The sequence below is a fragment of the Paracoccus sp. BR5-17 genome (assembly GCF_055693925.1).
In genome coordinates this window covers 1,847,582-1,871,019 of sequence record NZ_JBVFUV010000003.1, presented here as the reverse complement: position 1 = coordinate 1,871,019, position 23,438 = coordinate 1,847,582, and the positions used below count along the sequence as shown (strand labels likewise).

Genomic DNA, 23,438 nt, shown 5'->3' with positions numbered 1-23,438 from the left:
GGCCGGGGGCCTGGCGCGCCCGGATCCCCGCGGGATGTGTGAACCAGGATGACAGCGTCACGGTGCCGGTCCTACATGCGAAACACGCCGAAGCGCGTCGGTTCGATGGGCGCATTGAGGCTGGCGCGCAGCGACAGCGCCAGGACCTCGCGGGTCTTGCGCGGGTCCACGATGCCGTCGTCCCAGAGCCGGGCCGAGGCATAGAGCGGGTGGGACTGGCGGTCGAACATCTCGATCGTGGGGCGCTTGAACTCGGCTTCCTCCTCGGGCGACCAGGTGCCGCCGGCGCGTTCGATCCCCTCGCGCCGGACGGTGGCCAGCACGCCCGCCGCCTGTTCGCCGCCCATCACGGCGATGCGCGAATTGGGCCAGGTCCACAGGAAGCGCGGGCTGTAGGCGCGGCCCGCCATGCCGTAGTTGCCGGCGCCGAAGCTGCCGCCGACCAGCATGGTGATCTTGGGGACGCTGGTGGTCGCCACCGCCATCACCATCTTGGCGCCATGCCGGGCGATGCCTTCGTTCTCGTATTTACGCCCGACCATGAAGCCGGTGATGTTCTGCAGGAAGACCAGCGGGATGGCGCGCTGCGAGCAGAGTTCGATGAAATGCGCCCCCTTCTGCGCCGCCTCGGAAAACAGCACGCCGTTGTTGGCGACGATGCCCACGGGGCAGCCTTCCACATGGGCGAACCCGGTGACCAGCGTTTCCCCGAAGCGGGCCTTGAACTCGTCGAAGCGCGAGCCGTCCACGACGCGGGCGATCACCTCGCGGATGTCATAGGGGGTGCGCAGGTCGGCGGGAACGACGCCCAGGATCTCCTCGGGGTCGAAGGCCGGGGCTTCGGGCGACTGCCAGACCACGCTTTCGGGCATCCGGCGGTTCAGGTTGCCGATGGCGCGCCGGGCCATGGCAAGGGCGTGGGCGTCATCCTCGGCCAGGTAATCGGCCACGCCGGACAGGCGGGTATGCACGTCGCCGCCGCCCAGATCCTCGGCGGTGACCACCTCGCCGGTCGCGGCCCTCACCAGAGGAGGCCCGGCAAGGAAGATGGTCCCCTGGTTGCGCACGATGATCGTCACGTCGGACATGGCAGGCACATAGGCGCCGCCCGCCGTGCAGGATCCCATCACCACGGCGATCTGCGGGATGCCCTTGGCGCTCATCTGCGCCTGGTTGAAGAAGATGCGCCCGAAGTGGTCGCGGTCGGGGAAGACCTCGTCCTGGTTGGGCAGGTTCGCCCCACCCGAATCGACCAGATAGACGCAGGGCAGATGGCACTGTTCGGCGATCTCTTGGGCGCGCAGGTGCTTCTTGACCGACAGGGGATAGTAGGTGCCGCCCTTCACGGTGGCGTCGTTCGCCACCACCATCACGTCCTGGCCATGGACACGGCCGATGCCCGCGATCACCCCCGCGCCGGGGGCCGCGCCGTCATACATCCCGTGCGCGGCAGTCGCGCCGACTTCCAGGAAGGGGCTGCCGGGGTCCAGCAGGTTGGCCACCCTTTCGCGCGGCGGCATCTTGCCGCGGCCGGTGTGACGCTCCATCGCCTTGGGGCCCCCTCCGGCGGCGGCGGCAAGGGCGGCCTGGCGCGCGGTCTCGATCAGCGCCAGATGCGCCTCGCGGTTGGCGCGGAAGGTGTCGGATGTCGTCAGGACAGAGGATGTCAGTTTCACGGGCAGGCTTTCCCAAGGGACTGGCCGCACGGGACAGCGGCCGGACTTGTCATCACAGACGGTTGATCCAGATCATGTTCGGTGCCGGGCAAGGCCGTCAAGCCGCGACCGGCAGGCATTCCGCAAGGTGCGGCCCACCGCGCCGGGGCCTGGGCGGCGCGCATCACGCCAGGCTCAGCAATTCGCGGCCGATCAGCATCCGGCGGATCTCGCTGGTGCCGGCGCCGATCTCCATCAGCTTGGCGTCGCGGAACAGCCGGCTTACGGTGCTGTCGTTCAGGAAGCCCGCGCCGCCAAGCGCCTGCACGGCCTGATGGGCCTGCACCATCGCCTGTTCGCTGGCGTAAAGCACCGCGCCCGCCGCGTCCTGCCGCGTCACCTTGCCGGCGTCGCAGGCCTTGGCGACCTCGTAGACATAGGCGCGGGCGGTGTTCAGGGCCACATACATGTCGGCGATCTTGGCCTGCATCAGCTGGAACGACCCGATGGGCTGGCCGAACTGCCTGCGGTCGCGCACATAGGGCATCACCTCGTCCAGGCAAGCGGCCAGGATCCCGGTGCCGATGCCCGACAGGACCAGGCGTTCATAATCCAGCCCCGACATCAGCACGCGGACGCCGCGGCCTTCCTCGCCCAGGACATTCTCGAACGGAACCTCGCAGTTCTCGAAGATCAGTTCCCCGGTGTTCGAGCCGCGCATCCCCAGCTTGTCGAAGTGCGGGCTGGTGGAAAACCCTGCCATGCCGCGTTCGACGATGAAGGCGGTGATGCCCCTGGAGCCCGCCTCGGGGTCGGTCTTGGCATAGACCACAAGGGTCTGCGCGTCGGGCGCGTTGGTGATCCAGTACTTGCTGCCGTTCAGCACATAGCGGTCGTTCTTCTTGTCCGCGCGCAGCTTCATGCCGACGACATCGCTGCCTGCGCCTTCCTCGGACATGGCAAGGGCCCCCACCGCCTTGCCCGAACACAGGTCGGGCAGATACCTGCAGCGCTGTTCGTCGGAGCCGTTCAGCCGGATCTGGTTCACGCACAGGTTGGAATGCGCGCCATAGGACAGGCTGACGCTGGCCGAGGCCCGGGCGATCTCCTCGACCGCGATGACATGGGCCAGATAACCCATGCCGGTGCCGCCGAACTCTTCGGGGACGGTGATGCCCAGCAGGCCGAGATCGCCCATCTCCGTCCACAATTCGTTGGGAAAGGCGTTCGTGCGGTCAACCTCGGCGGCGATGGGCTTGATGCGGTCCTGCGCCCAGCGATGGACCATGTCGCGCAGCGCGTTCACGTCCTCACCCAGATCGAACTCCATCCCCCGCGTGAACATCCCGAACCCCTCCTCCGGCTTATTGAACGACCGTTCATTTCGGCTGTAGTCCGCCGTGCCGGTCCCCGTCAAGCGCCCGCGGCCCCGGCGCCCCCGGCACCCGGCGCATCCGGCAGGCCTACTTCCGCCGCAGCGCCTCGGCCAGGGCATCGCCCAGCCCGCCGCGGCTGTCGGGCTTGCGCGCGGGGGCCGGGGCGCGCGGGGCGGGCGATGCCTGCCGCGAAGCCTGCGCCGGCCTTGCGGCGCCGTCGTCGGTCCGCATCGTCAGCCCGATCCGCTTGCGGGGCAGGTCCACCTCGGTCACGCGGACGCGGACCACGTCGCCGACCTTCACCACCTCGTTCGGATCCCGGACGAAGCGGTTGGCAAGCTGGCTGACATGAACCAGGCCGTCCTGATGCACGCCGACATCCACGAAGGCGCCGAAGGCGGCGACATTGGTGACGGTGCCTTCAAGGGCCATGCCGGGGCGCAGGTCGGTGATGTCCTCCACCCCGTCGGCAAAGCTGGCGGTGACGAAGCCGGGGCGCGGGTCGCGGCCGGGCTTTTCCAGTTCCGACAGGATGTCGCGGATAGTGGGAAGGCCGAAGCGCCCGTCGACGAACTGCTCGGCGCGGACCGCCTTCAGGGCGGTCCCGTCGCCCATGATCGCGCGGATGTCGCGGCCGCAGGCGGCCACGATCCTGCGGGCGACGCCGTAGGCCTCGGGATGGACGGCCGAGGCGTCCAGCGGTTCGCGGCCGTCGCGGATGCGCAGGAAGCCCGCGCATTGCTCGAAGGCGCGGGGGCCAAGACCCGCGACCTTCTTCAGGTCCGAACGGGACGGGAAGGCGCCGTTCTCGTCGCGCCAGGCCACGATGCTGCGCGCCAGCGAAGGCCCAAGCCCCGCGACATGGGCCAGCAGCGGCGCGGACGCGGTATTGAGGTCCACGCCCACCGCGTTCACCGCATCCTCGACCACCGCCTTCAGCGTCGAGGCAAGCTGGCGTTGATCCACGTCGTGCTGATACTGGCCGACGCCGATGGATTCGGGCGGCACCTTGACCAGTTCGGCCAGCGGATCCTGCAGCCGGCGGGCGATCGACACCGCGCCCCGCAGCGACACGTCCAGCTGCGGAAACTCTTGCGCCGCCAGTTCCGAGGCGGAATAGACGGACGCCCCCGCCTCGGACACGATCACCTTGGTCGGCGCCTTTACGCCCGCAGGCAGGCGCTTCAGCACATCCGCCACCAGCCGTTCGGTTTCCCGGCTGGCGGTGCCGTTGCCGATGGCGATCAGGTCGATGCCGTGCCTCGCGATCAGCGCCAGCAGCGCGGCTTCGGCCCCGCGCAGGTCGTTCTTCGGCTGGAAGGGAAAGATGGTGGCGGTGTCCAGCAGCTTGCCCGTGGCGTCCACGACGGCGATCTTGCAGCCGGTGCGGATGCCCGGATCCATGCCCATCGTCACCCGCGCCCCCGCCGGGGCGGCCAGCAGCAGGTCGCGCAGGTTGCGGCCGAAGACGCGGATCGCCTCGTCATGGGCGCGCCTGCGCAATTCGGTCATCAGGTCGATATACATCGTGTTCGACAGCCTGACCCGCCAGGTCCAGCCCGCCACCTGCCGCAGCCATCGGTCGCCCAGGCCGTTGCCGCGGATGCCGATGGCCTGCGCCACGATGCCTTCGGCGCGCTGCGCGCCGGTGTCGGGGTCGGGGGCGATGTCAATGGTGACGATCTCCTCCTTGGCGGCGCGCAGGATCGCAAGCGCGCGATGCGAAGGGATCGCCGACCACTTTTCCCGGTGGTCGAAATAGTCGCTGAACTTGGCGCCCGCCTGTTCCTTGCCCGCGATCAGCCTGGCCGCGACGAAGGCCTCGGCCCGCATGAAGTCGCGAAGATGGCCCAGCAGGGATGCGTTCTCGGACAATTCCTCGGCCAGGATGTCCCGCGCGCCGTCAAGCGCGGCCTTCACATCCGGGACGGCATCGGACATATAGCCCGCCGCAAGCGCCGCGGGATCAGCCGCGCGGTCGGCCTGGATCGCGCGCAGCAGCGGCTCCAGCCCGTTCTCGCGCGCGATCATCGCCTTGGTGCGGCGTCTGGGCTTGAAGGGCAGGTAGATGTCCTCGAGCGCGGCCTTCGTCCCGGCCGCGGCGATGGCGCGGGACAGGTCGTCGGTCAGCCTGCCCTGGTCCCGGATCGCGTTCAGGATGGCCGCCCGCCGCGCCTCGAGGTCGCGCAGATAGGCCAGCCGTTCGGCCAGCCTGCGCAACTGCGTGTCGTCCAGCCCGCCGGTCGCCTCCTTGCGATAGCGCGCAACGAAGGGCACGGTTGCCCCGCCATCCAGCAGGGCGGCGGCAGCCGCGACCTGGGCAGGCGCCGCGCCGATATCGGCGGCGATGGTGCGGGCGATGCGGTCGGCTGTGTCCATGGGATCCTCGGGGAAGCTCTTCGGGTTCTAGCCGGGCGCGGCGTGCAGGCCAAGGCCGACATGCACGCGCCGCATGTTGACACGGGCGCCGTGGATACACAGTTGCATCATACGCAAGAACAGAAGGATATTCCCATGCCAACACTTTTCGACCCCCTCCGCATCGGCCCCCTGACCCTTCGCAACCGGATCGTCATGGCGCCCCTGACCCGCAGCCGGGCAGGTGCGGAACGTGTGCCGAACGCGATGATGGCCCAGTATTATGCCCAGCGCGCCACGGCCGGGCTGATCCTGTCCGAGGCCACCAGCGTCACGCCGATGGGCGTCGGCTATGCCGACACGCCGGGCATCTGGAGCGAGGAGCAGGTCGAAGGCTGGAAGCAGGTGACGAAGGCCGTCCACGACGCGGGCGGGCTGATCTTCCTGCAGCTGTGGCATGTCGGCCGCATCTCGGACCCGATCTTCCTGGACGGCGAGTTGCCCGTCGCCCCCAGCGCGATCCGGCCTGAAGGCCATGTCAGCCTGGTCCGCCCCAAGAAGCCCTACGAGACGCCCCGGGCCCTTGAGACAGAAGAAATCCCGGGCATCGTCGAGGCCTATCGCAAGGGCGCGGAAAACGCCAAGCGGGCCGGCTTCGACGGGGTCGAGATCCACGGCGCGAACGGCTATCTGATCGACCAGTTCCTTCAGGACGCCAGCAACCGCCGCACCGACCGCTACGGCGGGTCCATCGAAAACCGCGTCCGCTTCCTGAACGAGATCGCGGATGCCGTCATCGGCGTCTGGGGCGCGGACCGGGTCGGCCTGCACCTTGCGCCCCGGGGCGACAGCCACAGCATGGGCGACAGCGATCCCAAGGCGCTGTTCACCCATGTCGCGCGCGAGATGAAGCAGCGCGGCCTGGCCTTCCTGTTCCTGCGCGAACATCTGGGTCCCGACAGCCTGCTGGACGACATCAAGGCCGCCTTCGGGGGCGTGGTGATCGCCAACGAAGGACTGACCCGCGACAGCGCCATCGACCTGGTGCAGTCCGGGCGCGCCGATGCGGTGTCCTTTGGCAGGGACTTCATCGCCACCCCCGACCTGCCTCACCGCCTTGCCCGGAACCTGCCGCTGAACCAGCCCGATCCCTCGACCTTCTACGGCGGTGGGCCCGGGGGCTATGTCGATTATCCGGTCGCCGAGGAAGTCGGCGCGTGACAGACGGGCGGGCCGCGGTCAGCGGCCCGCCTTCCTTACTTCCGGGCGCCGCGATTACCTGGCGCGCGCTGCGGCGCTTTCGGGCAGTTCCTCGTCGAACAGGCGCTGATAGAACTCGGCTACGGTCTGACGCTCCAGCTCGTCGCACTTGTTGAGGAAGGTCAGCCGGAAGGCGTAGCCGATGTTGTTGCCGAAGATGCGCGCGTTCTGCGCCCAGGCGATGACGGTGCGCGGTGACATGACGGTGGACAGGTCGCCCTGCATGAAGGCGGTGCGCGTCAGGTCGGCCAGAGTCACCATCTGGCTGATGATCCTGCGGCCCTTCTCGGTGTTGTAGGTGGGGTTCTTGGCCAGCACGATCGCCGTTTCCGCGTCGTGGGACAGATAGTTCAGCGTCGCGACCAGCGACCAGCGGTCCATCTGGCCTTGGTTGATCTGCTGGGTGCCGTGATACAGCCCCGTCGTGTCGCCCAGGCCCACCGTGTTGGCCGTCGCGAACAGCCGGAAGCAGGGATGGGGGGTGATGACCTCGTTCTGGTCCAGAAGCGTCAGCTTGCCGTCGGTTTCCAGCACCCGCTGGATCACGAACATCACGTCCGCCCGGCCCGCGTCGTATTCGTCGAAGACGATGGCCGTGGGGTTGCGCAAGGCCCAGGGCAGGATGCCTTCGTGAAACACCGTGACCTGCTTGCCCTCGACCAGCTTGATCGCGTCCTTGCCGATCAGGTCGATGCGGCTGACATGGCTGTCCAGGTTCACCCGCACGCAGGGCCAGTTCAGGCGCGCCGCCACCTGTTCGATGTGGGTGGACTTGCCGGTGCCGTGATAGCCCTGGATCATCACCCGCCGGTTATAGGCGAAGCCCGCCAGAATCGCCAATGTGGTGTCGGGGTCGAACTTGTAGGTGCTGTCGATGTCGGGCACTCGGTCGGTCCGTTCGGCAAAACCCTTCACCTTCATGTCGCTGTCCAGACCGAACACCTCGCGCAGGTCGATCTCTTCGGTGGGTTTGATGTTCGTGTCCAGCATGACAGGCCCTTTCCTCGCATCGCCCGCCTTGATCGCGCATAAGTCCGCCGCGTGCAAGCCGGCCTTGCGTTGACGGAGACGGCACTGCTGCTAAGCTGGCCGTGCAACCATCAAGGGAAAACGCTTGCCGGATGCGCGCCGCGCCCTGCCCGACAGCCTGATCGCCAGGATCATCCAGGGCGACCGTCCTGCGTTCGACGCGCTGTACGAGACCAGTTCGGCGCGGCTGAACGCGCTGTGCCTGTCCATCCTGAAGGACCGCCACGAGGCCGAGGAGGCGTTGGAGCAGGCCTATATCGCCATCTGGAACGACGCCAAAAGCCAGCCCGGAAGCGGGCTGTCGCCGATGGCCTGGATCATCACCCAGGCGCGGGAGCGGGCAATGGAACGGCGTGCCCGGCTGGCGAACCCCGTTCCGGCCGAAGGGGCCGGGGCGCAGGGGACGGATCTGCTGCAAGGCGCCTATCTGGAAGGGCTGGATTACGACGGGCTCGGCCGGCGCCACGGCCTGTCAGCCGAGGAGGCGCGCCGGGTCCTGCAGGCGGGGCTGGAACGGCTGGCGGGCGATGAGGCCCGGAACGCCGGCGGCCTTGCGGCAGCCGAACAGGCGCTGGGACTGCGGCCCGGGACGGACGCCGATCCGGCGCAGCTTGCGCAATGGCAGGAACGGCTTGCCCGCCTGGCCGATGACCTCACGCCGGTCATGGCCCCGGCCCGTGCCCGCCAACGCATCCGCGAACGACTGGGGCACGGGGTGGCGCCCCTGTCGGTCGATCCCCTGGAGCGGCCCCCGCGGTGGCGCCGGCCCCTCGGGATCATCGCCATCCTGCTGGCGGTGGCGGCAGCGTTCCTTGTCTGGCCGGGCTGATGGCCTCAGGCGTTGAACAGGAAGTGCAGCACGTCGCCATCCTTGACCTGATAGGTCTTGCCCTCGACCCGGAACTTGCCCGCCTCGCGGGCGCCCGCCTCGCCCTTGCAGGCGACATAGTCATGATAAGAGATGGTCTCGGCGCGGATGAAGCCGCGTTCGAAGTCGCCGTGGATGACGCCCGCCGCCTGCGGGGCCAGCGTGCCGCGGTGGATGGTCCAGGCCCGCGCCTCCTTGGGGCCGACGGTGAAATAGGTGTCCAGGCCCAGCAGCTTGTAGGCCTCGCGGATCAGGCGGTCCAGCCCGGCCTCGTGCAGGCCCATTTCCTCCAAAAACATGGCGGCCTCGTCGGCGGGAAGCTGGCTGATCTCCTCCTCGATCCGGGCCGAGATGACGACATGGCCCGCGCCCTGTTCGGCCGCCATCTGCGCCACGCGGTCGGACTGCGCGTTGCCGGTGGCGGCCTTGTCCTCCTCGACGTTGCAGACGAACAGCACCGGCTTGGCGGTCAGCAGTTGCAGCATGGCCCAGGCCTTGCGATCCTCCTCGGCCACCTGCACGGTGCGGGCGGGCCGGCCGGCTTCCAGCGCGGCCTGCGCGGCTTTCAGCAGCCTTTCCTGGGCCTGGGCATCCTTGTCGCCACCCTTCAGCTTGCGGGCGATGTTGGCCAGCCGGCGCTCGACCGATTCCAGGTCGGCGATCATCAGCTCGGTCTCGATGATCTCGGCATCGGCGATGGGATCGACGCGGCCCTCGACATGGGTCACGTCGCCATCCTCGAAGCAGCGCAGGACATGGGCGATGGCGTCCACCTCGCGGATGTTGGCCAGGAACTGGTTGCCCAGGCCTTCGCCCTTGCTGGCGCCCTTCACCAGGCCGGCGATGTCCACGAAGGTGATGCGGGTCGGGATGATCTGCTTGCTGCCGGCGATCGCGGCCAGGGTGTCCAGGCGCGGATCGGGCACCGCCACGTCGCCGACGTTCGGCTCGATCGTGCAGAAGGGGAAGTTCGCGGCCTGGGCGGCGGCGGTCCGTGTCAGCGCGTTGAACAGCGTCGATTTGCCCACGTTCGGCAAGCCGACGATTCCCATGCGAAAGCCCATGCCGCGCCCCTTTGTGCCAAGTCAGCGCGCCTTCTAGGCAAGCGGCCGGGGTTTCGCAAGCGTCAGCGGAACAGGACCAGCGATCCGGGAGACCAGGCCAGCCGCGTGCGCGTCCCGACCTCCTGCACGTCGCGGCCGAAGACGTTGCGCATGGAAATCCGCACCGGCCGCGCCTTGCCGTCCGCCGCCCCCGGCCCGTCCAGCCGCAGGTCGTAATAGGTCATGTCGCCGTAATACACGACCTCGTCGATGGTGGCGTCGGTCTCTCGCGGCTGGCTGTGGGTCTGGTTCGGCCCCACCAGGGTCATGGTTTCGGGCCGGAAGCCGATGGTCGGCCCCTCGTCGTCCGGCTCGGCCCGGCTGACCTGCGCGGGGGGCAGTTCGACCACCCCCAGGCCCGGAGCCTCGACCGTCACCGTGCCGCCCGCCTCGCCCAGGATGCGGGCAGGCAGGAAGTTCATCACGCCGATGAAATCCGCGACGCGGCGGTTGGCGGGCCGGGCATAGAGCGCCTCGGGCCCGTCAAGCTGGGCGATCTCGCCCTCGAACATGACGGCGATGCGGTCGGACATGACCAGGGCCTCTTCCTGGTCGTGCGTCACCAGGACGAAGGTGATGCCGACCTGGCGCTGCAGCTTGATCAGCTCGACCTGCATCTGCTCGCGCATCTTGCGGTCCAGCGCGGACAGCGGCTCGTCCAGCAGCAGCACCTTGGGCTTGAGGATCAGCGCCCGGGCCAGCGCCACCCGCTGCCGCTGGCCGCCCGACAGGGCGTGGGCGGCGCGGTTGCCGAAGCCGCGCAGGCCCACCATCGCAAGGGCATCCTCGACCAGGGCGGCCTTTTCCGCCTTGCCGCGCGGGTCGCGGCGCAGCCCGAAGGCCACGTTCTGCGCGACCGTCAGATGCGGGAAGATGGCATAGGACTGGAACACCATGTTGGTGGGGCGCTTGTTGGCCGGAACCTCGTCCATGCGCTTCTGGTCGATCAGGATGGCCCCTTCGGAGATATCCTCGAACCCGGCGATGGTGCGCAGCAGCGTCGTCTTGCCGCAGCCTGACGGTCCCAAAAGCGAGAAGAACTCGCCCGCGCGGATGGTCAGGTCGATGCCGCGCAGCGCGTGATAATCGCCGTAATGCTTGTGGACGCCGCGACATTCGATCATCGGCTTGCGGTCGTCGGTCACAGGAACCCTCCGGTCGGATTGCCGCCCAGCCGGGCGTTGCCGCGGCGGCGGAAGTATTCGCCCAGCGTCAGAAGCACGATCGACAGCGCCACAAGGACGGTGCCCAGCGCCATGATCATCGGGATCTGCTTGGGAAAGCGAAGCTGGCTGAAGATATAGGTGGGCAGCGTCGGCTGGTTGCCGGCCAGGAAGAAGGCGATGATGAATTCGTCCAGGCTGATGGTGAAGGAAATCAGCAGCGAACTGATGATGCCCGGCATCACCAGGGGCAGCGTGACCAGGCGGAACGCGCTCCACCGCGTCTCGCCCAGGTCGTAGGCGGCTTCCTCGAGCGAGCGGTCCAGGCTGGAAAAGGCCGTGGACAGGATCGCGATGGCATAGGGCATGCAGATCAGCACATGGCCCAGGATCACCGTCAGGATCGACAGTTCTACCCCCGATCCCAGCAGCACCACCAGCAGCGACATCGCGACGATGATTTCGGGCAGCACCATCGGCAGCAGGATGAAGCCCATCATGCCGCCCTTGCCCGGAAACGCGAAGCGGGTCGAGGCGCGGGCCGCGAAAATCCCCAGGCAGGTCGCCAGGATCGAAGCCGACACGGCGATGATCAGCGAATTGGTCAGCGCCGTGCGCAGCGTGGCATTGGCCCACATCTGCGCGAACCATTCGGTGGTGAAGCCCTGCAAGGGGAAGGCGATGATCGTGCCGGAATTGAAGGCGAACAGCGGCAGCAGGATGATCGGCGCGTACAGAAACAGCAGATAAAGCAGCGCATAGGCCTGCAGGCCGCGCCCCTGCCCCCTCACGACCGCCCCCCGAGGAAGCGGCGGTTGATGAGCAGGAAGACCACGCTGACCAGGGCGACGATGGCCATCGCCGACACCGCCAGTGCCGATCCCAGCGGCCGGTTGTCCAGCGCCAGCATCTGCACCTGGATCAGGTTGGCGATCATCGGGATCTTGCCGCCGCCGATCAGTTCGGGCGTGACGTAATCGCCGATGGTCGGGATGAAGACGATCAGCACGGCCGCCAGCACGCCCGGCATCGCCAGCGGCAGCGTCACCCGCCAGAAGGTCATCGCCCGGCTTTCGCCCAGATCCCGCCCGGCTTCCAGCAGCGACCGGTCGATCTTTTCCAACGCCACGAAGATCGGCAGGATCGCGAAGGGCGCATAGGCATGGGCCAGGGTGATGACGATGGAATTGACGTTGTAGAGGATGAAGGTCAGCGGCTCGTCGATGATGCCAAGCCCGGTCAGGCTGGAATTGATGACGCCGTTATAGCCCAGGATCACCTTCCACAGGAACACCCGGATCAGATAGCTGGTCCAGAACGGAATGGTGATGAGGAACAGCCACAGCGATTTCCGTTCCGGGCGGACCATGAAGCTGACGTAATAGGCCACCGGAAAGGCCAGCAGCACCGTGACCAGCGTCACCAGCGCCGACACGGCCAGCGACCGCAGCATCACCGTGCGCACGATCGGGTCGGTCCAGACCTGGACATAGTTGCCCCAGGTGAATTCGCGCACGACCGTCAGGTAGCCGTCAGTCAGGAAGCTGTAGGCGAGGATGGTCAGCAGCGGCGCGGCCAGGACCAGCAGCGCATAGAGGAACGGCGGCGCGATCAGGGCATAGCCCTGCTTGGCCTGTGCATCCAGTCCCTTGGCCATCCGATCCTTCCCGCCGCGCCGTCGTCTCAATTCCTTTCATATCGGGGAAAGGGTGAAAAGAGGGTTTATGCGGCTGCCCTCGCAACCGGCCTTATCGCCACCACCGCCCGGTCAGCGCCAGGCGCGCCAAGGACGCCCGCCGCTGAAATGGCGTTGCAACAATGGCTTCCTGGAAGATGTTCGCCTTGCTTCTCAGGACCGCATCCAGCAGCGGCCCCACGCCCGCCCCGGGATAGAGCGCCGCCGCAGCCCGTTTGGGCAGCAGCCTGCGCGAGGCCGCGGCACGTCCGAACGCCTCTTGCGCCAGCCGCGCAAGCCGGGCGGCCTTGGCGGGATCGGACCCGGCCAGACCAAGGCCCAGGGGCTGCAGCAGGGGCAGCGCGCGCAGCCAGGCAACCAGCCCGGCGCCAAGGCCCTGGTCCGCAGCGACCGCCTGCCCCCGCGCGTCCGCGCCCAGGCGCGCGGCGGCCAGCGTCATCAGCCGCCCGCTGGTCCCGGCGACATAGTCCGCCACCTCCTCGGGCGTCGCAAAGGGCTCGCGGAAGCAGTCGCGGCGACGCGCCTCGGCCAAGGGCGCCAAAGCCCCGGCCCCGCTGCCCCAGGCGTCCCACAGCGGCGTCAGCACGTCGTGCAGCGGAGGGGCTTGCCGGCGCCCATGTCGGCCAGTCGATCCACCCACCATTGCAGCCGCATCTCGGCCAGCAGAGGTTCGCTCGACTGGAAGGGCGCCCGGGCGATCTCGAGGTTCAGCGCGTAAAGCGTCATCAGCGCGGGCCGGTCCCGCGGTTCGGCGACCAGGACCGCACCGAAGCGGTCGGGATCTTCCGACCGGACCAGCGCGGTGCAGGCGTCAAGGGTCATGCACCCCTACCGCCCTTGGGGAAGTCAGTGGCGCCCAAAGTCATTCAACATCGCCTCATTGAAGTTAGGCAGAAGATTGAAATCTGACCCGCCTCCGGGTGTGTCCCTGATTTCTACTCCTGCCTTCACGAGAAGGTTCCTGATTTCATCGGCTGTCCGGAAATCCTTTCGCCGCTTCGCCTCTTGCCGATCCAGCAGCAACGCAGCCACCCGGTCCCGTGCAGGGTGTTCACCAACAGAACCGACCCCCACCCTGGCAAAGCTGCCAATCTCGTTCCAATCGGGCACAAGTCCCAGCATCTCCAACGACGCCGCGAATTGGGCGCTCTGAACAGCCGACCCGCCAAGCCTGAAATCATGCAAGGCAGCAATCGCCCCCGGCGTGTTCAGATCGTTCGCAAGGGCATCGACAACAGCATCAAGAGGTCGCCAAGCACCCCCGTTCTTCAGCGTCTGTACCATGCTTCTGCTGTAACCGGCTTGAACCAGAGCGAAGAACCAGTCTTCAAGATGACGCTCGGCTTCTTTCGCCTTGGCTTGCGTCCAGTCCATCGGCTTGCGGTAGTGCGTGGACAGCATCACGAAGCGGATCACCTCTCCGGGCACGCCCTGGTCCAGCAGATCGCGGACGGTGAAGAAATTGCCCAGGGACTTGGACATCTTCCTGCCCTCGACCTGCAGCATCTCGTTGTGCAGCCAGATATTGGCGAAGGATGCCTCGGGGTGGGCGCAGCAGCTTTGCGCGATCTCGTTCTCGTGGTGGGGGAACTGCAGGTCGATGCCGCCGCCATGGATGTCGAAGCTGGGGCCCAGCAGCGCCTCGGACATGGCGGAACATTCGATGTGCCAGCCGGGGCGGCCCCGGCCCCAGGGGCTGTCCCAACCGGGCTGGTCGGCGGCCGAGGGCTTCCACAGCACGAAATCCATCGCGTCGCGCTTGAAGGGCGCCACCTCGACCCGCGCGCCGGCGATCATGTCATCGACCGACCGGCCCGACAGGCGGCCATAGGCCGGAAAGGACCGCACGTCGAACAGCACATGCCCTTCGGCCGCATAGGCATGGCCGCGCGCCACCAGCGTTTCGATCATCGCCACCATCTGCGGTATGTATTTTGTGGCGCGCGGTTCATGGTCGGGACGGGCCGCGCCCAGGGCGTCCATGTCGTCGTGATACCAGGCGATGGTCTCGTCGGTGATCTCGCGGATGCTGCGGCCGGTGGCGGCGGCGCGGGCGTTGATCTTGTCGTCCACGTCGGTGAAGTTGCGCACATAGGTGACGTGATCGGCGCCATAGACGTGGCGCAGCAGCCGCACCAGCACGTCGAAGACCAGCACCGGCCGGGAATTGCCCAGATGCGCGCGGTCATAGACGGTCGGTCCGCATAGGTAGAGGCGCAGGTTGCGGCGGTCCAGGGGCTGGAAAACCTCTTTCCTGCGGGTGCGGGTGTTCGTCAGCCGGATCTCGACCATGGGCGCCTCGTTGGATCTGTCGGCCGGATCTAGCCCATCGGGGCGTGGCTTTCCACCCAGGCGATCTGCCGGGGCAGGCTGTGGCGGTGCAGGTCATAGCCGTCGAGGATGGTCTGCCGCGCCGCTCTGCGCAGCCGGTCCGCATCGGGATCGCCCGCCAGGCCGCGGATCAGCGCGTCCGACAGGGCCGGCACGTCGAAGAACGGCACCAGCCGGCCGTTTTCGCCGTCGCGGATCAGTTCGCGCACGGGTTCGGTGTCCGAGGCGACGACATAGCCGCCCGCCGCCATCGCCTCGGTCAGGGACCAGGACAGCACGAAGGGATAGGTCAGATAGCAATGGACCCGCGCGACCCGGATCAGCGACAGGTAGTCCTCATAGGCAAGCCGGCCCGGGAAATGCAGGCGCGACAGGTCCAGGCGGTCGCCCAGTTCGGCCAGCATCCGGGCCTTCCAGGTGCCGCCGTCGCGGGGGGCGTTGCCATAGCTCGTGCCCTCGGCGCCGACGATGACGACCTGCGCCTGGGGACGGGCGGCCAGAACCGCAGGCAGGGCACGCATGAAGATGTGGAAGCCGCGATAGGGTTCCAGCGAGCGGCTGACATAGGACAGGACCTCGTCCCCCGCGCGCAGGCCGGGTCCGTCCGGCAGCGCCAGCGTCGCGCCCGCGTCGGGACGGACGCGGTCGGTGTCGATGCCGTCGTGGACGACGGCGATCTTGGGGCGCAGTTCGGGCGGGAAGCTGTCCGCCTGATAGCGGGTGGGGGCGATGGCGGCATCGGCCTGGACGATGCCCTGGATCAGGTGGGCGCTGCGCGCCACGGTCATGATCCGCGATTCGTCGCTGTCCTGCTGCAGTTCGGGATCGAAGCCCACGTCGTGGCCGCGGGTGCGATACATCAGTTCGGCATAGACCAGCAGCCTTGCCTGCGGCCAGATCTCGCGCAGGAACAGCGTCTCGCCCCAGCCGGAATGGCCGATGACGACGTCGGGGACAAAGCCGTGGCGGTCCCGCAGCGCGCGCGCGCCCCGCGCCGCCAGATAGCCGCGTTCCGCATGGCCCGCGTAGCTGCGGCCAAGGCCCTGCGCTTGGACGGGATCGGGCGTCTTGTAGCGGACGGTCGGGACCGGGCTGGGCCGCTGGTTCTTCTCGTCCGTCAGGGCCAGCACCTGATGGCCCCGCGCCGCAAGCGCCGGGGCAAGATGAAGGAACTGGCCGGGAAAGTTCTGGTGGACGAACAGGATCTTCATCGGTGGTGGTCGCGGAACGCCGCCGCCAGCAGCGCGCGGGTGTAGTCCTGCCGGGGGTTGTCGAAGATCTCGGCGGTGCTGCCCTGTTCCACCACCTCGCCCGCGCGCATGACCATGATCTTGTGCGACATTGCGCGCACCACCCGCAAGTCGTGGCTGATGAACAGGAAGGCGAGACCGTATTTCCGCTGCAGGCCGCGCAGAAGCTGGACGATCTGCACCTGCACCGTCATGTCCAGCGCGCTGGTCGGTTCGTCCAGCACCACCACCTTGGGCCGCAGGATCATCGCGCGGGCGATGGCGATGCGCTGGCGCTGCCCGCCCGAGAACTCGTGCGGATAGCGGTGCATGGTGTCGGGGTTCAGGCCGACCTCGGCCATGATCTCGGCCACCATCCGGCGGCGGTCGGCGCCCTTCTCGACCCCGTGGACGCCCAGGCCCTCGGCGATGATCTGTTCCACCGTCATGCGCGGGGACAGGCTGCCGAAGGGATCCTGGAACACGATCTGCATGTCGCGGCGCAACCGGCGCAACTGGCGCGACTGCCAGGCCGCGATGTCCTGGCCCAGAAACAGGATCGGCCCGTCGCTGCCGATCAGCCGCATGATCGCCAGTGCCAGCGTCGTCTTGCCCGAGCCGGATTCGCCCACGACGCCCAGCGTCTCGCCTGCCCTGACGGTCAGGCTGGCGCCGTTCACGGCCTTGACGTAGCCGACCGTCCGGCGCAGCAGGCCCCGCTGGACCGGAAACCAGACCTTCAGATCCCGCGTCTCGACCATGACCGGGGCATCGGCGGCCACCGGATCGGCCAGACCCCGGGGTTCGGCCGCCAGCAGCTTGCGGGTATAGTCGTGGCGGGGGTTGGCGAACAGGTCGGCCACGGGCCCCTGCTCGACGATCTCGCCGTCCTTCATCACGCAGACCCGGTCGGCGATGCGGCGCACGATGCCAAGGTCGTGGCTGATGAACAGCAGCGACAGGCCCTCGGCAGCCTTCAGTTCCGCCAGCAGGTCCAGGATCTGCGCCTGGATCGTCACGTCCAGGGCCGTCGTCGGCTCGTCCGCGATCAGAAGCTCTGGCCCGTTGGCTAGCGCCATCGCGATCATCACCCGCTGGCGCTGCCCGCCCGACAACTGGTGCGGATAATCCGCCAGACGGCTCTCGGGGTCGCGGATCCCGACGCGCGTCAGCAGCTCGACGATGCGCGCCCGGGCGCGGGCCCCCGTCAGCCCCTGGTGCAGCGCCAGGCTTTCGCCCAGCTGCTTTTCCAGCGTGTGCAGCGGGTTCAGCGAGGTCATCGGTTCCTGGAAGATGAAGCTGATGTCGTCGCCCCGGATGTCGCGCAGCACCTTTTCGGGCGCATCGACCATCTCGCGTCCGGCATATTTCACTGACCCCTCGATGATCGCCGATTCGCCCAGCAGACGCACGGTGGACAGCGCCGTGACCGACTTGCCCGACCCCGATCTCGCCCACCAGCGCCACGGTTTCGCCCCTGCCGATCTGGAAGCTGACGCCCTTGACGGCGGGCACCACCCGGCCCTCCTGGCGGAAGCTGATGCGCAGGTCCTGGACCGCCAGAACGGGCTCGGTCATTTGAAGGTCTTTCGGGGTCGAAGGCATCGCGCACGCCTTCGAAGACGAAGACCAGAAGCGACAGCATGATGGCGAAGGTGAAGAACGCGGTGAAGGCCAGCCAGGGCGCCTGCAGGTTCTGCTTGGCCTGCAGCGCCAGCTCCCCCAGCGACGGCGCCGAGGCGGGCAGCCCGTAGCCCAGATAGTCCAGCGCCGCCAGGCCGCTGATGGTGCCTGTGACGACGAAGGGCAGCATGGTCAGGGTGGCGACCATCGCGTTGGGCAGGATGTGGCGGAACATGATGGTGCGGTCGGACACGCCAAGGGCGCGGGCGGCGCGGACGTATTCGAAGTTCCGCGCCCGCAGGAATTCGGCCCGCACCACGCCGACCAGCGCCGGCCAGCCGAACAGGATGGTGACGAAGACCAGCAGCCAGAAGCTGCGCCCCAGGATCGCGAACAGGATGATGATGACGTAAAGCGACGGCGTGGAGGCCCAGATCTCCAGCACGCGCTGAAAGACCAGGTCGGTCCGCCCGCCGAAATAGCCCTGGATCGCCCCCGCCGCGATGCCAACGACCGAGGCCACCACCGTCACGATCAGCGTGAACAGGATCGAGATGCGGAACCCATAGATCACCCGCGCCAGCACGTCGCGGGCGGTGTCGTCGGTGCCAAGCCAGTGCGTGCCGTCCGGCGGGCTGGGGGCGCTGCCGACGTTGTTGATGGTCGAATAGTGAAACGGGATCGGCGGCCAGATCATCCAGCCCTGCTCGTTTTCGGGGATGTCGCTGGTGCCGGCGTCCACGGCGGCGATCAGGTCCTCGGGCGTGTCCCAGCATTCCTGCCGGCCGCCGGTGACGATCAGGCATTGCACGGCGGGATCGGTATAGATCGCCTCGGTCCCGAAGTCGCCGCCGAAGGCGGTTTCGGGATAGAAGTTGTAGGCGGGGAAATAAAGTTCGCCGCGATAGCTGGCGACGATGGGTTTGTCGTTGGCCACGATCTCGGCGAACATCGCGGTCACGAACAGGACCGAGAAGATCACCAGCGACCAGAAGGCCCGGCCGTTGCGGCGAAAACTGCGCCAGCGGCGGCGGTTGAGTTCCGACAGCGCCATCAGCCGGCCCTCGATTCGAAGTCGATGCGGGGATCGACGAAGACATACATCATGTCCGACAGGATCCCCACGACCAGGCTCAGCAGGCCAAAGACATAAAGCGTGCCGAAGATCACCGGATAGTCGCGCTGCACCGCGGCCTCGAAGCCAAGCCGGCCAAGGCCGTCCAGCGAAAACACCGTCTCGATCAGGATGGAGGCGCCGAAGAACACGCCCAGGAAGACGGCGGGAAAGCCCGCGATGACGATCAGCATGGCGTTGCGGAAGACGTGGCCGTAAAGCACCCGGCGTTCCGTCAGCCCCTTGGCGCGGGCGGTCATCACGTATTGCTTGTTGATCTCGTCCAGGAAGCTGTTCTTGGTCAGCAGCGTCAGCGTGGCGAAGCTGGAAATGGTCGAGGCGATCACGGGCAGCGTGGCGTGCCAGGCATAGTCCTTGATCTTGCCCCACAGCGACAGGTCCGCGAAGTTGTCGCTGGTCAGGCCGCGCAGCGGGAAGATCTGCCAGTAGCTGCCGCCCGCGAACAGCACCATCAGCAGCACCGCGAACAGGAAGGCGGGGATCGCATAGGCCATGATGATGACGGCCGAGGTCCAGGTGTCGAAGCGCGTCCCGTCCCGCGTGGCCTTGCGGATGCCCAGCGGGATCGAGATGAGATAGGCCAGCAGCGTGGACCACAGGCCCAGCGTGATCGACACCGGCATCTTTTCCACCACCAGGTCGATGACGCTGATCGACCGGAACCAGGACGTCCCGAAATCGAAGGTCAGGTAATTGCCCATCATCGTCAGGAAGCGTTCCACGGGCGGCTTGTCGAAGCCGAACTCCTTTTCCAGCTGGGCGATGAATTCGGGCGGCAGGCCGCGCGCGCCCTCGTAGCCCTCGACCACGCCGGTGTCGGCGCCGGCCCCCGCACCGGATATGTTGCTGAAGGCGTCGCCCGAGCCCTGCACCTGCGCCGCGATCTGTTCGATGGGACCGCCGGGCACGAACTGGGTCAGGGTGAAGTTCACCACCATGATCCCGATCAGGGTGGGGATGATCAGCAGCAGCCGCCGCAGGATATAGGCGCCCATCGGATTGCCCTTGCCCCTTCCGGGCCTTCGCGGGGCCCGCTTTTGCTTGTCCCGCCCTTGTCGGGCGGGATCGACGGGAAATCAACCCTGCCCTCAGCGGATCGCGCCGGCCGCCTTCAACTCGGCCTCGCGGGCGGTGTCGGCCCACCAGAAGTCCAGCGTGCCCAGCGCATAGGGCGGCATCTGTTCGGGGTGGCGGTACATGTCGTAATAGGCCAGCGTGTATTCGGCCTTGAACCATTTCGGCACCCAGAAGCGCAGGCTGCGCAGGGCGCGGTCCAGCGCGTGGATCGCCACGATGTTGTCCTCGGGCGTCTCGGCCTGCTGGCCCAGTTCGAGCAGCCTGTCGATGGCGGGGTTCGCCAGGCCCATCGGGTTGAACACGTCGTCCGCATCCTCGGATCCGAAGACCTGGCCGGCATAGCCGCCGATGGCATAGGACTGGCCCAGCGAATCCTCGACGATGTCGAAATCCTTGGACCGGGTGCGAAGCTGCATCTCGGCATTGTCGACGCGGCGGTTCACCGCGTCGATGCCGATGGCGCGCAGGTTCTGGATGTAGGGGTTGATGATGCGGTCGTTGCCCACGTCGTCGTTCAGGATCTCGATCGTCAGAACATCGCCGTCCGCGTTGCGGCGCATCCCGTCGCTGCCCACCGTCCAGCCCGCCTCGTCCAGCAGGGCCACGGCGCGGCGCATGTTCTGCCGGTCAAGCTGGCGTTCGCCGGACACGGGCTGGACCACGGCGGGCTCGGTCAGGATGCCGGGGGGAAGATCGCCCGCGACGGGTTCCAGCAGCGCGACCTCCTCGGGGGTGGGCGGGCCGTCGGCGCGGAACTCGCTGTTGTCCCAGAAGGAATTGACGCGCGTCTCCAGCCCGTAGAGCAGCGTCTGGTTGGTCCATTCGAAGTTGAACATCAGCCCGATGGCCTCGCGCACGCGGATGTCCTGGAACTTCTCGCGCCGCAGGTTGAAGACCCAGGCATCGCCGCTGGCGATCTGGCCGTCCGGCAGGGTCTCGCGGACCACCGCCCCGGAGGCCAGCGCCGGGAAGTCGTAGCGCGTGGCCCAGTGCATCGAGGATGTCTCGTTGCGGAAGGTGTATTCGCCGGCCTTGAAGGCCTCGAAGGCGCTGTCGAAATCGCCGAACATCTCGTAGCGGATCCGGTCGAAGTTGAAGCGGCCCCGGTTGATCGGCAGGTCCTTGCCCCAATAGTCGGGGTCGCGCTTCACGACCAGCGTGCGACCCATCTCGGCCCGGTCGAACATGTAGGGGCCGGACCCGACATAGGGGATGGTCGTGCTTTGCTCCAGGTCGCGGTCGTTGTCCTCGAAGTCCTTCTTCGAAAAGACGATCTGGCTGCCCATCTGCGAGATCACGTCGCGCCGGGGATAGCCCTCGGCAAAGGTGAACTTGATGCGGTGGTCGTCCAGAACCTCGGCCTTGGCGACCATCTGCTGCATCGCCATGCGGAAGGACGACAAGCCCTTGTCGCGCAAGGTTTCAAAGCTGAACAGAACGTCATGGGCGGTCAGCGGCGTGCCGTCGCTGAACTTCGCCTCGGGGCGCAGGTTGAAGATCACCCAGTCCTTGCTTTCGGGATATTCCAGCGTTTCGCACAACAGGCAGTAATCGACGCCCAGCTCGTCCGCCGGGCTGTCCATCAGCCGTTCCAGCTGGATCACCGACAGCGCGATGGCCCGGCCGCGATGCGTGAAAGGGTTGAAGCTGTCGAACCCGCCGACCGCGCCGAACGAGATTTCCCCGCCCTTCGGCGCATCGGGGTTCACATAGCGGTAATGCGGGAAATCGGCGGGCAGCGCGGGTTCGCCGAACAGGGCGATGGCGTGGGTCTTGATGACTTTCTCGCCCCCCTCGGCCCCTGGTGCCTCTTGCGACAGGGCGGCGGATGCCGGGGCAAGGGCAAGCATGGCGATCAGGGCAAGGCGGCGCATCGGCAAACTCCGGTCGGGGATCTGTGACATACGCTAGGCAGCGCGCGGGACACGATCAAGCCGCGATTTCGTGAGGGCGAGGCAGCAGGCGCACACGAAAAAGGGCGCATTCCGCGATGCGCCCCGGTTCGGTCGAAGACGAAGGCCGTTACTGCTGGGTTTGCAGATAGGCGATGATGTCGGCGCGGTCCTGCGGATCCTTCAGGCCGGCAAAGGACATCTTGGTGCCGGGCACGACGCCTTTGGGATTGGCCAGGAATTCCTGCAACGCCTCGGGCGTCCACTGCGGTGCCTCGGCGGCATGTTCGATCATGGCGGGGGAATAGTTGAAGCCCGCGACCGCCGCCACGTCGCGGCCCACGACGCCGTTCAGATGGGGACCAACGCCATCGGTGCCGTCAAGCTTGTGGCAGGCCTTGCACTTGCCAAAGTCCTTTTCGCCCGCGGCCACGTCGGCCGATGCCAGCAGCGCCGCAAAGTCGATTTCCTCCTCGGCCGCTTCTTCGCCGCCCGCGGCTTCCTCGACCGGGATGGTGTAAGCCTGCGCGACTTCCTCACCCTCGCCGTAATTGGCAGAGCCGACATGGTACAGCGAACTCGCCGCCCAGTTGGCCAGCATCAGGAACAGCAGCGCGCCGATCAGCGCGCCGGCGGCCTTGGTCACGGTCATGGTGTTGAACATCGCGTGCGATCCCCGCATTGGTAAGCTCGTCAATTCGACGGGTATGTATCCGCTTTCGCTTTGAAGGATCAAGGTATAGTTGACGCCACGATCATTCAAAATTCGGACAGCGGGCCATGACGACCACGACCAACCGCATCGCCTTCCAGGGCGAACCCGGCGCCTACAGCCACGAAGCCTGCCGCACGGCGCGGCCCGGGATGGAGGCCCTTCCCTGCCGCACCTTCGAGGACGTGATCGAGGCCGTGCGCAGCCACCAGGCCGACCTGGCGATGCTGCCGGTGGAAAACTCGACCTATGGCCGGGTGGCCGACATCCACCACCTGCTGCCCGAATCCGGCCTGCACATCATCGACGAGGCCTTCGTGCGGGTCCGCATCGCGCTGATGGCGCCGCCGGGCAGCCGGTTGCAGGACGTGCGCCATGTCCGCGCGCATCTGGTGCTGATCCCGCAGGCGCGGGGCTTCCTGACGCGGCATGGGATCACCGCCTCGGCGGCCGCCGACAGCGCCGGTGCCGCCGCCGAACTGGCGCAAGAGCGCACGCCGGGCGAGGGCGTTCTGGCCAGCGAACTGGCGGCCGAACTGCACGGGCTCGAGGTGCTGGCCCGGGACATCGAGGATCACCACCACAACACCACGCGCTTCCTCATCATGGGGCGGCAGCCCGATCACAGCCGCCGGTCGGACCGGATGCTGACCACCTTCGTCTTCCGGGTCCGCAACATTCCCGCCGCGCTCTACAAGGCGATGGGGGGATTCTGCGACGAACGGCGTCAACATGACCAAGCTGGAAAGCTACATGGTCGATGGCGTCTTCACCGCGACGCAGTTCTATGCCGATGTCGAAGGCCACCCCGAGGATCCGGCCCTTCAGCGCGCGCTTGACGAATTGCGCTACTTCACCTCGTCGCTGAACATCCTGGGCGTCTATCCCGCCGACCCCCTGCGCGAGGCGCAGCGAAGCCGGGCCTGACGCG

General features: G+C 67.3%; 17 protein-coding genes and 3 pseudogenes. 3 read left to right on the top strand and 17 right to left on the bottom strand.

All coding sequences use genetic code 11. The features are described from left to right. Window positions 1-71: 71 nt before the first annotated feature. The 3 genes from ACZ1HC_RS10775 to ACZ1HC_RS10765 form a co-directional block, all read right to left on the bottom strand. A complete protein-coding gene (locus ACZ1HC_RS10775) occupies window positions 72-1,676 on the bottom strand; it encodes a carboxyl transferase domain-containing protein (protein ID WP_472699975.1) in 1,605 nt (534 codons plus the stop codon). A gap of 163 nt (window positions 1,677-1,839) precedes the next feature. Continuing rightward, window positions 1,840-3,000, bottom strand: coding sequence for an isovaleryl-CoA dehydrogenase (locus ACZ1HC_RS10770; protein WP_472699974.1), 1,161 nt, complete (start codon window positions 2,998-3,000; stop codon window positions 1,840-1,842). 118 nt (window positions 3,001-3,118) lie between these two features. Further along, window positions 3,119-5,410: a Tex family protein gene (locus ACZ1HC_RS10765; RefSeq protein ID WP_472699973.1), complete on the bottom strand. Its 2,292-nt coding sequence runs from the start codon at window positions 5,408-5,410 to the stop codon at window positions 3,119-3,121. A gap of 135 nt (window positions 5,411-5,545) precedes the next feature. On the opposite strand from ACZ1HC_RS10765, the gene ACZ1HC_RS10760 reads away from it, so the two are divergent. Beyond that, window positions 5,546-6,610, top strand: coding sequence for an alkene reductase (locus ACZ1HC_RS10760; protein WP_472699972.1), 1,065 nt, complete (start codon window positions 5,546-5,548; stop codon window positions 6,608-6,610). Between the two features lie 54 nt (window positions 6,611-6,664). Here the strand turns inward: ACZ1HC_RS10760 and cobS are convergent, their stop codons facing one another. Further along, window positions 6,665-7,639, bottom strand: a complete 975-nt coding sequence (cobS, locus tag ACZ1HC_RS10755; protein ID WP_472699971.1) for a cobaltochelatase subunit CobS — start codon at window positions 7,637-7,639, stop codon at window positions 6,665-6,667. Between the two features lie 124 nt (window positions 7,640-7,763). On the opposite strand from cobS, the gene ACZ1HC_RS10750 reads away from it, so the two are divergent. Then, window positions 7,764-8,507 carry a hypothetical protein gene (locus ACZ1HC_RS10750; RefSeq protein WP_472699970.1) on the top strand — a complete coding sequence of 248 codons (744 nt, stop codon included), beginning with the start codon at window positions 7,764-7,766 and terminating at the stop codon, window positions 8,505-8,507. Window positions 8,508-8,512: 5 nt separating this feature from the next. Here the strand turns inward: ACZ1HC_RS10750 and ychF are convergent, their stop codons facing one another. From ychF to ACZ1HC_RS10685, 13 genes and pseudogenes are all read right to left on the bottom strand, one after another. Next, a complete protein-coding gene (gene ychF / locus ACZ1HC_RS10745) occupies window positions 8,513-9,610 on the bottom strand; it encodes a redox-regulated ATPase YchF (protein WP_472699969.1) in 1,098 nt (365 codons plus the stop codon). Between the two features lie 62 nt (window positions 9,611-9,672). Further along, on the bottom strand, window positions 9,673-10,794 hold the full coding sequence (locus tag ACZ1HC_RS10740) for an ABC transporter ATP-binding protein (RefSeq protein WP_472699968.1): 1,122 nt from the start codon (window positions 10,792-10,794) through the stop codon (window positions 9,673-9,675). Continuing rightward, window positions 10,791-11,603, bottom strand: coding sequence for an ABC transporter permease (locus ACZ1HC_RS10735; RefSeq protein ID WP_472699967.1), 813 nt, complete (start codon window positions 11,601-11,603; stop codon window positions 10,791-10,793). Before ACZ1HC_RS10735 ends, ACZ1HC_RS10740 begins: the two co-directional genes overlap by 4 nt. Beyond that, entirely contained in the window at window positions 11,600-12,469 is an 870-nt protein-coding gene (locus tag ACZ1HC_RS10730) for an ABC transporter permease (protein ID WP_472699966.1), read from the bottom strand. The genes ACZ1HC_RS10735 and ACZ1HC_RS10730 overlap by 4 nt, the downstream gene beginning before the upstream one ends. A gap of 91 nt (window positions 12,470-12,560) precedes the next feature. After that, window positions 12,561-13,094, bottom strand: a complete 534-nt coding sequence (locus ACZ1HC_RS10725) for a hypothetical protein (protein WP_472699965.1) — start codon at window positions 13,092-13,094, stop codon at window positions 12,561-12,563. Continuing rightward, on the bottom strand, window positions 13,088-13,330 hold the full coding sequence (locus ACZ1HC_RS10720) for a squalene/phytoene synthase family protein (RefSeq protein WP_472699964.1): 243 nt from the start codon (window positions 13,328-13,330) through the stop codon (window positions 13,088-13,090). The genes ACZ1HC_RS10725 and ACZ1HC_RS10720 overlap by 7 nt, the downstream gene beginning before the upstream one ends. 24 nt (window positions 13,331-13,354) lie before the next feature. Beyond that, a complete protein-coding gene (gene cysS / locus ACZ1HC_RS10715) occupies window positions 13,355-14,800 on the bottom strand; it encodes a cysteine--tRNA ligase (protein WP_472699963.1) in 1,446 nt (481 codons plus the stop codon). Window positions 14,801-14,829: 29 nt separating this feature from the next. After that, window positions 14,830-16,050, bottom strand: a complete 1,221-nt coding sequence (locus tag ACZ1HC_RS10710; RefSeq protein WP_472700825.1) for a glycosyltransferase — start codon at window positions 16,048-16,050, stop codon at window positions 14,830-14,832. Next, window positions 16,047-17,646: pseudogene (locus tag ACZ1HC_RS10705) on the bottom strand (ABC transporter ATP-binding protein). The gene ACZ1HC_RS10710 and the pseudogene ACZ1HC_RS10705 overlap by 4 nt, the downstream one beginning before the upstream one ends. Before the next feature lie 7 nt (window positions 17,647-17,653). Beyond that, window positions 17,654-18,745: pseudogene (locus tag ACZ1HC_RS10700) on the bottom strand (ABC transporter permease); the annotation flags it as partial. Beyond that, complete coding sequence (locus ACZ1HC_RS10695; protein WP_472699962.1) at window positions 18,745-19,821, bottom strand: microcin C ABC transporter permease YejB; 1,077 nt, start codon at window positions 19,819-19,821, stop codon at window positions 18,745-18,747. The pseudogene ACZ1HC_RS10700 and the gene ACZ1HC_RS10695, both read right to left, overlap by 1 nt. 93 nt (window positions 19,822-19,914) lie before the next feature. Then, entirely contained in the window at window positions 19,915-21,777 is a 1,863-nt protein-coding gene (locus ACZ1HC_RS10690) for an extracellular solute-binding protein (protein WP_472699961.1), read from the bottom strand. 148 nt (window positions 21,778-21,925) lie between these two features. Beyond that, a complete protein-coding gene (locus tag ACZ1HC_RS10685; RefSeq protein WP_472700824.1) occupies window positions 21,926-22,459 on the bottom strand; it encodes a c-type cytochrome in 534 nt (177 codons plus the stop codon). 116 nt (window positions 22,460-22,575) lie between these two features. On the opposite strand from ACZ1HC_RS10685, the pseudogene ACZ1HC_RS10680 reads away from it, so the two are divergent. Continuing rightward, a pseudogene (locus ACZ1HC_RS10680) lies at window positions 22,576-23,434 on the top strand (prephenate dehydratase). Window positions 23,435-23,438: the final 4 nt, after the last annotated feature.